The following is a 12102-nucleotide window of genomic DNA, read 5'->3' on the forward strand; positions in this document are numbered from 1 at the left end:
AGCGCCAAACGCCAAACTGGATTCCCGCTTTCGCGGGAATGACGGCCATAACACCGAACAGGATCAGGGCTCCGCCACGTTACCCACAAATTTGTCGCGCACCCCTCCCCGGCCTCCCCGCGAACAGACGTGGGGAGACGGGGGCACTGGCAGCAGCCGCAGTCTGGACCGCCGCAGGGCCGGCTGCGCCAAACCCCTGGGACAGGCTGTGCCGGCCGAGTTCACTCGGGTAGGCGCACTCCGCAAAGAGCATGCAAAATCTTAGCTCAGTACAACCCGAGCATTCTTCCAGCCAGTGCAACCACCGCCAGAGCCAGCACCGGCCGGATGATGCGCTCGCCGCCGCGCACGGTCAGGCGGGCGCCGATGCCTCCGCCAAGACCGAGCCCGAGGGCCAATAGCAACGCCGGCTGCCACACCACTTGCCCCTGCCAGACGAACACCGGCAACGCGGCGCCCGTGAGGGCGGCGTTGATTACGACCTTGACGCTGTTGGCGCGCACCAGGTCGTTACCGGCGAAGGAAAGCGCCAACAGCAACGCCAGCCCTACGCCGGCCTGAAACAGACCGCCGTAAAGGCCTATGAGCAAGAAGATAGCGAAGGTCACGCGAGGTGACCGGTGTTCCGCCGGCGCGCCCGCGGCCAGGCGGCGGGGCTGCCACAAGATCGGTAGCAGCAACACGATCATGACCAGACCGAACAGCCGCTCGAAGGTCTTGTCCGTGACCTGCGAGATCACCAAGGCGCCGGCGCTGGAACCCAACGCCACCGGAATCAGCAACGGCAACGCCTGCCGGAAGCCCGAGACGCCCTCGGCGCGAAAGCTCCACGCTGCCACCACGTTGTGGATGAATATGCCCACGCGGTTGCTGCCGTTGGCCAGCGTGCCCGGCAGCCCTGCCAGCACCAGCAGCGGCACGGTCAGCAACGAGCCGGCGCCTGCCATCGTATTGACAATGCCGGCAGCAATGCCGCCGGCAATCAGCAGACTCGCGTCACCCACTGTCACGCCGACACCGCCCCGGCACGCAGGGCCACCCGCCGCACTTGCGAAAGCGTAGCCATGGCTGCCGCCTATACCAACACGGCCGTGGCCGGAGCAATCGACCCGCCGACGCGGCCGGGCTTCATACGCCGCGCTCGGCTTAAGGAACACGGTAGCTGGTACTCGTGAACGCCTTGGGTCGTCTGAGACACACGATGGCGAAGCCACGACCCATTCGAATCGCGGCCAACAGCCGCGGTCACCCGCGTCACAACCCGGAGCGTGTCAGGACGCCGAGGGTACGTGGCACTTGGTCTGCGACTTCTCCGGCCAGCAGGCCGAGTTCGCTGCCGCGCGCTGCCACCAGCGCATCGGCGGCCGCACCGTGGACGTAGGTGCCGAGCTGCGCCGCGTCTTCCGGCTCCAGCCCCTGCGCCAGCAAGGCACCGAGGATGCCGGAGAGCACATCGCCCATTCCGCCCACGGCCATGCCGGGATTGCCGCTGGGGTTGATCCAGAGGGCGCCTTCGGGGCTGGCAATGACACTGCGCGCCCCCTTGAGGATCACCACGCACTGATGCTTCTCGGCCAACCGGCGGGCGGTGCCGGCGCGATCATGCTGGACGGCCGTGGCGTCCGTGAAAATGAGACGGGCCATCTCGCCCGGGTGGGGCGTGACGATCCATTCCGCCTGCGGCTGCGGCCACTGGGGCATGCTAGCCATGCAAGTCAGCGCGTCGGCATCTGCCACCACCGCCACCTCAGCGTGCTCTGCCAGCCAGCGCACGGTGCGCTGCGCCGCCTCGTGCGTCCCCATGCCGGGGCCGATTACGATGGCCGACTTGCCCTCGAGCAGCCGCGCCAGCTGGGGCGCGTCGAAGACGAGCTGATCGTCGTGATCGGGTAGCACCGCCGTCATCACCTCCGGTGAGGCGGCACAGAGGATCGGGTTGATCGATGCCGGCCCGGCCAGAGTTACCAGGCCAGCACCGGCCCGCAGCGCCGCGCGCGCCGCCAGCTGCGCCGCGCCGGTTCTTCCCCGCGAGCCGGCGATGATCAGCAGATGGCCGCTGTCGCCCTTGTGGGCATCGCGGCGGCGGCGCGGTACCAGCCCGGCCACGGCCTCGGCCGCGAGCAGCCGCGCCGGCGGGCTCACGATGTCGACCGCCGCCGGCGTAATCCCGATGTCGACCACCGCGAGTGCGCCGGTGTAATCAACCCCGGGGCAGAGCATTTGGCCGATCTTGGCAAAACCGAAAGTGGCGGTGGCTTCCGCCTGCACCGCCGTGCCCAGCGGCAGTCCGCGGTCGGCGTCGAGCCCCGAGGCGATATCGACGGCGAACACCGGCACGCCGCAGCTGTTGATCAGCTCGATCACGTCCGCGGCCAACCCCTGTACCGGGGCGTTGAGGCCGGTGCCGAAGATGGCATCGACGACCACGGCGGCGCTCTCCAGCCGCGGGCTCAGCCCCGTGAGATCGTCCGCCTGTAGGATCTCGTCGACGGCGCCGCGGCCTTTGACCCACACCTGCAAGTTGCGCGCGGCGTCGCCCTTGACGTCGCTCTTGCGCCCGAGCAGGGCCACGCGGGCGCGCACGCCCCGGCGGCGCAGCAGGCGCGCCATGACGAAGCCGTCGCCGCCGTTGTTGCCCTTGCCGGCGACGATCACCACTTGACGCTTGCGGGCGTGCGGAAACCAATGCAATAGCGCCTGACAGGCACCTTGCCCCGCCCGCTCCATCAGCACGCGGCCGGGCGTCCCCGCTTCGATCGTGAGCCGATCCAGGCGCCGCATTTCGGCGGCGGTGACGAGGATCATCGCCGGGCCGCAAGCATGCGGGCTTTCATTTCTCGCACGGCCTGTTCGAGTCCGACGAAAACGGCACGGGCTACGATGCTGTGGCCGATGTTGAGCTCGTGGAGCGGCGCCAAGGCCGCGATCGGCTCGACGTTGTCGAGTGTCAGGCCGTGACCTGCATTCACAATCAGACCCGCCGCCTGCGCCTGCTGCGCCGCGGTGCGCACGCGCGCCAGCTCCGCCGCCAGGGCCGCGGCGGTGTTGGCCTCGGCGTAAGTGCCGGTGTGGATTTCGATCGCCTCGGCGCCGGTGCGGGCCGCCGCTTCGATCTGCCTTTGCTCCGGGTCGATGAACAGGCTGACGCGAATGCCGGCACTGCGCAGGCGGCTGACCACCTGCCCGATCCAGGTTTGCTGGCCGGCAACATCCAGCCCACCTTCGGTGGTCAACTCCTGGCGCCGCTCGGGGACGAGGCAGACGTCCTGCGGGCGCACCGCGCAGGCGATGCGCACGATCTCCTCGGCGGCCGCCATTTCCAAATTGAGCTTGGTGGCCACTTGTGCCCGTAACTCAGCGACGTCGCGGTCTTGGATGTGGCGGCGATCTTCGCGCAGGTGGACGGTGATGCCGTCCGCGCCGCCGCGTTCGGCGGCCGCCGCCGCTTCGAGCACCGATGGATAAGGCGTCCCGCGCGCCTGGCGCAAGGTCGCTACATGATCAATATTAACTCCTAGATAGATCGGCTGGCTCATGGCACCTCAGGCTGTCAGATGAGTGCGAATCGCCCCGGCGATCTCCTCGACGCATGCCTCCACCTGGGCGGAGGTCTCGCCCTCGACCATCACGCGAAGGAGCGGCTCGGTACCGGAGTAGCGCACCAACACCCGGCCGCGGTCGCCGAGTCGTTGAGCGACGCTGTCGATTACCGCCTGGAGGGCGGGGACCGAACTGAGCTCGCGCCGCGCCGCCACCGGCACATTGACCAGCTTCTGCGGAAATCGAGTCATGATGCGGGCCAACTCGCTCGCTGGCCGCTGGCGCGCTACCAGCACCGCCAGCAGGCGCAGAGCGGTGAGCAAGCCGTCGCCGGTGGTGCTGTGGTCGAGCAGCACGATGTGTCCCGACTGCTCGCCGCCGAGGTTGCAGCCGCTGCGGCGCATTTCCTCGACCACGTAGCGGTCGCCGACCGGTACGCGTACCAGCTTCGCCCCGCGTTGGCGCAGCGCGATCTCCAAGCCGAGGTTGCTCATGACCGTGGCGACGACGGTGCGATCGTGCAGCTGATCGCGCGCCAGCAGGTCTTCCGCCAGTATGGCCAAGACGGCGTCGCCGTCGATCAACTCGCCGCGTTCGTCGGCGAAGATGGCGCGATCGGCATCGCCGTCCAAGGCGATACCGAGATCGGCGCCTTGCCGGCGCACGGCGGCTTGTAGCTGCTGCGGGTGCAAGGCGCCGCAGTGGTGATTGATGTTCTGGCCATCGGGATCGACGCCGAGCGCGACCACCGTTGCACCGAGTTCCTGCAGCACTTCCGGCGCCACGCGATAGGCCGCGCCGTGGGCGCAATCGATGACGATGCGCAAGCCTTCCAATGTCAGCTCGCGCGGCAGCGCCTGCTTGACGAAAACGTTGTAGCGGCCGAGGGCGTCGTCGAGGCGAAAGGCCTTGCCGACGGCCTCGGGTGCCGCGCGCCAGGCGTCGAGCGCGCCGTCGGCCATGTGGCGCTCGATTTCGGCCTCGAGCTGGTCGGGCAGCTTGAAGCCGGTCGCGGCGAAAAACTTGATGCCGTTGTCTTGGAAGGGGTTATGGGAGGCGGAGATCACGACCCCGGCATCGGCGCGCAGGCTACGAGTCAAGAACGCAATCGCCGGCGTCGGCATCGGTCCCACCAGCAAAACATCGACCCCCATCGAGCACATGCCGGCGGTCAGGGCGCTTTCGAACAGATAGCCCGAGATGCGAGTATCCTTGCCGATGATGATCTTGTGCCGGCGGGCATCGCGCTTGAAGACATGGGCGGCGGCGCGGCCGAGCCGCAGTGCGGTCTCCGCGGTCATGGGCTCGACGTTGGCGACACCGCGCACGCCGTCGGTGCCGAACAAGCGGCGGGCGTTCTTGGTGTTGCCCATCATCGTTGACCTTTCATCAGTCGCAGTGACACCACCGCCGGCTCCCACTTGATGGCCGTAACCCCGGGCGGCAGCGCCGCCTGTGGCGCCACCACGTAGCTGCCCGGTGGGCGGGCGGCGGCGTCGATATAAACCGCGCCCCGCCCCAGCTCAAGCGCATCCACCACCCGCTTCGGCCCGCGCACCAGCAGCCGCACCGCCGCCGGCTGCACGCTCGCCCGGCGGGTGGTGTTGCGCACCGAAACCTCCAGACGGCGGAAGTCGCGCTCGCTTTCGATTTCGGTGATCTGCACCTGCACCGCGACCCGGTCGGTGCTGGATGAGACGAATTCGCTGATCTCCGGCAGCGCCAGTTCCCGCTCGAGCACACCGGAGGCAGCGCCGCCGAGGTCGAGTGGCGCACTCTCGACCGCCGCGACCGCTTCGACCACCGAGGCCGGCCCCACCAGCTGAACCGCCTCCGGCGACATTCGCACTTCAGCCATCTGCAGCCCGTCGGGCAGGGCGCCGGTGGTCTGTAAGCGCACCGCGACCGTGCGGCGCACCACGCGCTCGAGGTCCAAGGTGACTTGCGCCGGCGTAATGCGCACGATCTTGACCCCACGCGGCAGCGCCAGGGCGTCGGCGGTGACGCGAAAGACGGCCGGCCCGGGCCGCACGCCGGCGAGGTCGAGCGGAACCGAGAGGCGCTTGCGGTCGATGCGGCTGAGCAGCGTGCGCGGGCCGCTGACGCGGATGTCGACGAAGTCTACCCGCGGACTGATGACCATCATTGCCACCGGGATGTCGCGTAGTTCGAGCGGCACCTGCAGCGCCTGCTCGGTGTCGCGTTCGCTGGCGTTGACGAACGCCCACAGGCCGAAGGCGACACCGAGTGAGATCAGTTTGAGGCCGAGGTCGCGTGTCAGCGCCGTACGCCAGCGCTCGCGGTCGAGCAACGGTTGCAGCCGCTGCCACAGGGCAGCCCGATCGAGGCCGTTCATGGCGCCAGCAGTTTTAGTAGGGTGGCGCGCAGAGTGCCGGCATCGAGGTCGCGGGTGATCCGGCCTTCACGCACCATCGAAATGCTGCCTTCCTCTTCCGAGACCACGATAACGACGGCATCGGTCTCCTCGGTGAGGCCGATGGCGGCACGGTGGCGCGTGCCGAGCGTCTTGCTGACGTTGGGATTGGTGGTCAGCGGCAGAAAGCAGCCGGCGGCGGTGATGTGCCCCTTCTGGATAATCAAGGCGCCGTCGTGGATGGGGGAGCTCGGGGTGAAGATGCTGAGCATCAGCTCGCGGCTGACGCGGGCGTCCAAGCGCGTGCCAACCTCGATGTATTCGTTCAAGCCGACTTCGCGCTGGAAGACGATAAGGGCGCCGACGCGTTTGGCGGCCAGGGCGACCACGGAACGGATCACCTCCTCGACCTCCTGGTGCTGCAGGCGGCGATCGGCGCCGAAGAGCGAGCCGGCACCCACCTGGGCCAACGCCCGCCGGATGTCGTTCTGGAAGATCACCACGATCAGCAGCAGGAAGGAGCTGAGGAAGTTATCGAGGATCCAGTTGAGGGTGTAGAGGTCGAAGTACTGGGACGAGAGGTAAGTGATAAAGACGACCGCCAGCCCGATGAGCATCTGGGCGGCACGGGTACCACGGATGAGGTCGATGATGTGGTAGACCACGAACGCGATGATGGCGATGTCGATCGCGTCTTGAATGCGGAAGTTGGCCAACAGCTCCAGCATGACGAGCGGCGCGGCAGCGGCTCAGTCACGCCGGGCAGCGGCGCGCGATGCGTGGCGGACCTCGCTGAGGCGATCAGGCCCGGGCATCGCCGCCGGCGGCGCTCAAGGGTACGGCTCCGTTGCTACCGCGAGCGGTGCGCAGGATCTCATCGATTTCGCCGCCGTCGAGCACTTCCTTTTCCAGCAAGCTTTCGGCAATCTTGTGCAGCACGTCGAGGTTGGTTTCCAGCAGATCACGGGCGATCTGGTAGCTGGCCTGGATGATCCGGCGCACTTCGTCGTCGATTTCGCGCGCGGTCTCCTCGGAGTAATCCTGCACCTGGGTGAAATCGCGGCCGAGGAAGATCTCCTCGTTCTTCTTGCCGAAGGTCATCGGGCCGAGCTTGTCGCTCATGCCCCACTCGCAGATCATGCGCCGGGCCAGCTCGGTGGCCTTTTCGATGTCATTGCCGGCGCCGGTGGTCATGTGCTGCAAGACCAATTCCTCGGCCACACGGCCGCCGAAGAGAATCGTCAGGCTGTTGAGCAAGTACGCGCGCGAATAGGTGTGCCGTTCGTCGATGGGCAGCTGTTGGGTTAGGCCGAGCGCCGTGCCGCGGGGGATAATGGTAACCTTGTGGATCGGGTCGGTGCCCGGGATCAGCTTGGCCACCAGCGCATGCCCGGCTTCGTGATAGGCGGTGTTACGGCGCTCTTCGAGGCTGATGATCATGCTGCGGCGCTCGGTGCCCATCATCACCTTGTCTTTGGCCAACTCGAAGTCGCTCATCGCCACCCGTTCGAGGCCGTTGCGGGCAGCCAGCAGAGCGGCTTCATTGACCAGATTTTCCAGATCGGCGCCGGCGAAGCCCGGTGTTCCCCGTGCCAGCGTCGGCAGATCGACGTCCTCGGCCAGCGGCACCTTGCGGGTGTGGACGCGCAGGATGCCTTCGCGTCCCTTCACGTCGGGTCGCGGTACCACGACGCGGCGATCGAAGCGGCCGGCGCGCAGCAGGGCGGGATCGAGCACGTCGGGACGGTTGGTGGCGGCGATTAGGATGACCCCTTCATTGGCTTCAAAGCCGTCCATCTCGACCAGCAACTGGTTGAGCGTTTGTTCGCGCTCGTCGTGTCCGCCCCCGAGGCCGGCGCCGCGATGGCGGCCGACGGCATCGATCTCGTCGATGACGATGATACAGGGGGCGTTCTTCTTACCTTGAACGAAGAGATCGCGCACGCGCGAGGCGCCGACGCCGACGAACATCTCAACGAAGTCCGAGCCACTGATAGAGAAGAACGGCACGCCGGCTTCGCCCGCGATCGCCCGCGCCAGCAAGGTCTTGCCGGTGCCGGGTGCGCCCACCAGCAACACCCCCTTGGGAATGCGGCCGCCGAGCTTGGTGAACTTCTTCGGGTCCTTGAGGAAGGCGATGATCTCTTCGATTTCTTCCTTGGCCTCGTCGATGCCGGCGACATCGGTGAAGGTGACCTTCTGTTGATTCTCGGCCAGCAGCTTGGCGCGGCTCTTCCCGAACGACATGGCCTTGCCGCCGCCCACCTGCATCTGCCGCATGAAGAAGATCCACACGCCGATAAGCAGCAGCATCGGGAACCATTGCAGCAGGATGGTAACGTACCACGGGTCGCTGTCCTCGGGCTTGGCGGTGATCTTGACGCCCTTGGCCCGCAGCATCTTGATCAGCTCCGGGTCGTCGGGCGCGAAGGTCTTGAAGCGTTCGCCGTTGTGAAACTTGCCCTTGATGTTGCTGCCTTGGATGGTGACCTCGGTCACGTCGCCCTTGTCCACGGCGGTGACGAAGTCGCTGAATACGATATCCGGCTCTCTGGCCTGCTGCTTGTTGAATAAGTTGAAGAGCAACAGGAACATGAGGCCCAATACGAGCCACAAGGCGACGTTACGCGAGACTTGGTTCACCACTACCTCAGTCGAGAAACTCCGCGGTTACCGTAACATACGGAACCTACCCCAGCAACGGTTGCCAGCGGCTTTGGGCCCGTAGTCGGATGATCCGCCGGGTTTGGGGCCCGATGGCCGCGATTGCGCCCCGAACCACCCCCGGTACCCAGACGACCTCGGCGCCGGCCTGCACCACCGGGCAGATGCGCCGCAAGGCGCGCGGCACGTGCCGATCGACGAAGATGTCCGAGAGCTTGCGCCGGCCCGCCATACCCCATGGCCGCACCCGGTCACCGGCTACCGCCGGTCGCACCAGTAGGGGCACCGGGGCCGCGTCGGCATCCACCACCGCGCTCCACAGGTCTGCCGGCAGCGCCCCCGGCGGCCGCCAGCTTTCCACCCCGCTGGCCTCGATGCGCCAGTCGCTGGCGGTCACGATCTGCCCGGGTTGCAACTCCTGGGGGCGAGGCAGCAGCTCGGCCGCGCTCTCGGCCTGGTAGCGCAGTCGCGTGTACTCCCGCAGTACCGTGGCGCCGGGGATCTCGGCGCGGCGGTTGGGCCGCCCCTCGCCGAGAAGGTCCAGAACCGCCGTTACGTGCTGTTTAGTTAGTCCCCGCTGGTGGCCGCGCAGCGTGATGAGCCAGTGCCGGACCAGTTGGCCGCGCCGTTCAGGGTCGAGCGCGTTCAGGTCTGCCACCGCCAGCCATTCCTGTGGGCTGGCGGCGGCTGGCGGCGATGCTTGGCGGCTGAGCGCGGCGAGATCCGCCAGTGCCCGGTCGATGCGCGGGTTGAGCTGCCGCAGCAGCGGCAGCAATTCGTGGCGGACGCGGTTGCGCAGAAAGCGGCGGCTTTGGTTGCTGCTGTCGTGGCAATAGGGAAGCTGCAACGCCGCCACGAACGCTTCCACTTCGCTTCGCGTGCACTCCAGCAACGGCCGGATCACTTGCCCGTTGCGCCAAAGCGGCAGAATTCCCGCCAGCCCAGCAGGGCCGCAGCCACGTACGATGCGCATCAGCACGGTTTCCGCCTGGTCGTCACGGGTGTGGCCGGTGGCGATCTTGGTTGCCCCCACTTCGGCGGCTACGGCGGCCAGCGCCCCATAACGCGCCTCGCGGGCGCGCTCTTCGAGATTGCCGCCGCGGGCCAATGCCGCGGGCAACCGCACGGCACGAAAGGGTGCGCCCAGACGCGCGGCCACCACCGCTGCCATCTCGGCATCGCGGTCGGCTTCCGCACCGCGCAGGCCGTGGTGCACGTGGGCTGCGCTGACCGTCAGACCCAGGCGTGGTGCCAGACGAACGAGAGCCGCCAGCGTCGCCACCGAGTCGGCGCCGCCAGAGAGCGCGACCAACACGTGGTCGCCGGATTGAACCATCGCGTGGCGTTCGAGCGTTTGCCGGACCGTTCGCAGGAAGGGAGCGAGCTTGCGTTGCACGGTAGACGGCACTCTGGCATGGTGCGCCCGGCAACACAATGCGGCTACATGTGATCGCTGCCGTGGTCGGCCTCGGTTGCGCCAGCGTCGCGCTGATGGCGATGGCTCAAGACGCGCCATCAACGCCGCGCATCGGCAGACCCAACCCTGAAGTGCTGCAAGCACTGGCCGAAGTCCGCAAGCAGTACGGGGCTGATGCCGTCATGCTCGAAGGCTTCTTGATGGGCCATGCCATCGAAAGCGGGGCAGTACGGGAGACGGCGGTGACGGTGTCGGGCATCCAGGAATATCGGCAAAAGCGCTATCTTACCTTCACACTCGATAGTGGCATCGTTTACAACGACCGCGAACTTGGCGCCGACGAACGTCTCGGGCGCACCTGGACGCGCATCGTCGAGCCCACGCTGCGCCGCTTTCGCGGTCTCGACCTCAGGGCCGACGGCTTAGGCCTGTGGATAAATTACACGCACAAGCCGTACACCGATGAAGCCGACCTGCGCGCGCACTTGAGCCAAGGCGCCGGGGAGCCGGAAGCGGCGCTCTTCTATTTGCTCACCTCCGACCTCGCCGAGTTGTACGCCGCCCGCATCACCGGCCAGCAGTTGGCCGAGCGCGCCAGCGTGCTGGTCAACGGTGTCGGCCGCAGTGTGCGAGTTGAAGCGGCCGAGCCCACGCCGCCGGCCCCTTCACGGTAGGAGTCGGCTGATGAAGATCGTGCTCAGCGGTGGCACCGGCTTCATCGGTGTGCCGCTTTGTCACTACCTGCACAGTGCCGGTAACCACGTGGTGGTGCTGTCTCGCGCCGCGGCCGCCGCCAGGCGCTCGTTGCCGGCGGCCACGGAGGTAATCGAGTGGTCCGCGGCCACTTGGCCACGCGCGCTCGACGGGGCGGACGCGGTGATCAATCTCGCCGGCGAGTCGCTCGCTGGCGGCCGCTGGACGGCGGCGCGCAAGGATGCGATTCGCCGCAGCCGGTGCCGGACCACCGCCGATCTGGTTGCGGCCATGGCGCAGGCGCAACCGTCCCCGCCGGTGTTCATCAGCGCCTCCGCGGTCGGTTACTACGGGCCTCACGGGGATGAGGTATTGGATGAAAGCGCGCCGCCCGGCGGCGACTTCCTTGCCACCGTCTGCAGCGCCTGGGAGCATGAAGCTCAACGCGCCGAGCCGCTGGGCGTGCGCGTCGTACGCTTGCGGCTCGGCGTCGTGCTCGGAACAGGGGGTGGGGCGTTGTCGCGGATGGCGTTGCCGTTCAAGCTCTTCGCCGGCGGCCCGTTGGGCCGCGGCGAGCAGTGGCTTTCGTGGATTCACCGCGACGACGTGATCGGGCTGATCGGGTTCGCGCTCGAGTGCCCGACGCTCACGGGGCCGGTAAATGCCACCGCACCCGAGCCCTGGCGCATGCGCGAGTTCTGCCGCACCCTTGGCCGCGTCTTGGGGCGTCCGTCGTGGCTGCCGGTGCCGGGGTTTACGCTTCGCCTCGCCCTGGGCGAGATGGCGCAGATGTTACTCACGGGGCAGCGCGTGATCCCGGCCGCCGCCGAACGCGCCGGCTACCGCTTCCGCTATCCCACTCTCGAAGCCGCCCTGCGGCAGGTCCTCGACTGCCCTCGGCTAACAGCGCCTTGAGAACGCCACGAGCAGTGACATTCCGGCCTTGAAGGGACCACGCGGCGGACGCGACGGGCTCGCACCTCGGTTCTCCGCCCCTCCTCGTCCCAGATGTTTTCGGCGAGAAAGTGGGGGTGATGGGCTCGATGCTTTTCCTTGACGGGGGACGAGGTGCGGCTTTTCCGATGGTCTCCGCCCCCCCCTCACCCCTCATGTTTTTGCGGGAAGAGGGTCGGGGTGGTCGGGGTGAGGGGTTCAATCGCGAGCAAGCGCGAGCGCTGGTACCAACCTGACCCCGCATCTTTCCATCAAGCCCCTCAGCCTCTCGCTGGCGCAGCCACCGCCGGGAACGCGGGCAGCTCGCAGGTGGCGCAGGCATCTTGCCTGCGGTTCCTGACCCACCGAAGCCCAAGCTGCTCAGTCCCTCGGTGGTGCAGGCATCTTGCCTGCGGTCCTTGACCCACCCAAGCCCAAGCTGCTCAGTCCCTCGGTGGCGCAGGCATCTTGCCTGCGGTCC

At 67.5% G+C, this 12102-nt stretch carries 10 protein-coding genes; 2 read left to right on the top strand and 8 right to left on the bottom strand.

The window, feature by feature from the left end:
• Nucleotides 1–266 precede the first annotated feature (266 nt).
• The 8 genes from HY699_07635 to tilS all read right to left on the bottom strand — a co-directional run bounded on the left by HY699_07635 (nt 267) and on the right by tilS (nt 9974).
• A complete protein-coding gene (locus HY699_07635; protein MBI4515670.1) occupies nt 267–1010 on the bottom strand; it encodes a sulfite exporter TauE/SafE family protein in 744 nt (247 codons plus the stop codon).
• A 244-nt stretch (nt 1011–1254) separates the two neighbouring features.
• Nucleotides 1255–2805, bottom strand: a complete 1551-nt coding sequence (locus tag HY699_07640) for an NAD(P)H-hydrate dehydratase (protein ID MBI4515671.1) — start codon at nt 2803–2805, stop codon at nt 1255–1257.
• Entirely contained in the window at nt 2802–3536 is a 735-nt protein-coding gene (gene pdxJ, locus HY699_07645) for a pyridoxine 5'-phosphate synthase (GenBank protein ID MBI4515672.1), read from the bottom strand. The genes HY699_07640 and pdxJ overlap by 4 nt, the downstream gene beginning before the upstream one ends.
• A 6-nt stretch (nt 3537–3542) precedes the next feature.
• Nucleotides 3543–4913, bottom strand: coding sequence for a phosphoglucosamine mutase (locus HY699_07650; GenBank protein ID MBI4515673.1), 1371 nt, complete (start codon nt 4911–4913; stop codon nt 3543–3545).
• Nucleotides 4913–5896 carry a hypothetical protein gene (locus tag HY699_07655; protein ID MBI4515674.1) on the bottom strand — a complete coding sequence of 328 codons (984 nt, stop codon included), beginning with the start codon at nt 5894–5896 and terminating at the stop codon, nt 4913–4915. The genes HY699_07650 and HY699_07655 overlap by 1 nt, the downstream gene beginning before the upstream one ends.
• Nucleotides 5893–6642, bottom strand: a complete 750-nt coding sequence (locus HY699_07660; GenBank protein MBI4515675.1) for a TIGR00159 family protein — start codon at nt 6640–6642, stop codon at nt 5893–5895. The genes HY699_07655 and HY699_07660 overlap by 4 nt, the downstream gene beginning before the upstream one ends.
• 73 nt (nt 6643–6715) lie before the next feature.
• Nucleotides 6716–8557, bottom strand: a complete 1842-nt coding sequence (locus HY699_07665; protein MBI4515676.1) for an ATP-dependent metallopeptidase FtsH/Yme1/Tma family protein — start codon at nt 8555–8557, stop codon at nt 6716–6718.
• Nucleotides 8558–8603: 46 nt separating this feature from the next.
• The gene (tilS, locus tag HY699_07670) at nt 8604–9974 is read right to left on the bottom strand and encodes a tRNA lysidine(34) synthetase TilS (GenBank protein ID MBI4515677.1); all 1371 of its coding nucleotides are present in this window, start codon (nt 9972–9974) and stop codon (nt 8604–8606) included.
• A 50-nt stretch (nt 9975–10024) separates the two neighbouring features.
• Between tilS and HY699_07675 the strand changes: the two genes are divergently transcribed.
• Together HY699_07675 and HY699_07680 are read left to right on the top strand one after the other, a co-directional pair.
• On the top strand, nt 10025–10669 hold the full coding sequence (locus HY699_07675; protein ID MBI4515678.1) for a hypothetical protein: 645 nt from the start codon (nt 10025–10027) through the stop codon (nt 10667–10669).
• 10 nt (nt 10670–10679) lie between these two features.
• Entirely contained in the window at nt 10680–11603 is a 924-nt protein-coding gene (locus tag HY699_07680) for a TIGR01777 family protein (GenBank protein ID MBI4515679.1), read from the top strand.
• Nucleotides 11604–12102 lie beyond the last annotated feature (499 nt).

The sequence above is a fragment of the Deltaproteobacteria bacterium genome (genome assembly GCA_016210005.1).
Classification (GTDB): Bacteria; Desulfobacterota; Binatia; order HRBIN30; family JACQVA1; genus JACQVA1.

What these genes read in the sequence shown, in the direction of transcription:
- HY699_07640 (MBI4515671.1), bottom strand. Translation starts at nt 2,805, where the DNA reads ATGATCCTCGTCACCGCCGCCGAAATGCGGCGCCTGGATCGGCTCACG.
- pdxJ (MBI4515672.1), bottom strand. Translation starts at nt 3,536, where the DNA reads ATGAGCCAGCCGATCTATCTAGGAGTTAATATTGATCATGTAGCGACC.
- HY699_07650 (MBI4515673.1), bottom strand. Translation starts at nt 4,913, where the DNA reads ATGGGCAACACCAAGAACGCCCGCCGCTTGTTCGGCACCGACGGCGTG.
- HY699_07655 (MBI4515674.1), bottom strand. Translation starts at nt 5,896, where the DNA reads ATGAACGGCCTCGATCGGGCTGCCCTGTGGCAGCGGCTGCAACCGTTG.
- HY699_07660 (MBI4515675.1), bottom strand. Translation starts at nt 6,642, where the DNA reads ATGCTGGAGCTGTTGGCCAACTTCCGCATTCAAGACGCGATCGACATC.
- HY699_07680 (MBI4515679.1), top strand. Translation starts at nt 10,680, where the DNA reads ATGAAGATCGTGCTCAGCGGTGGCACCGGCTTCATCGGTGTGCCGCTT.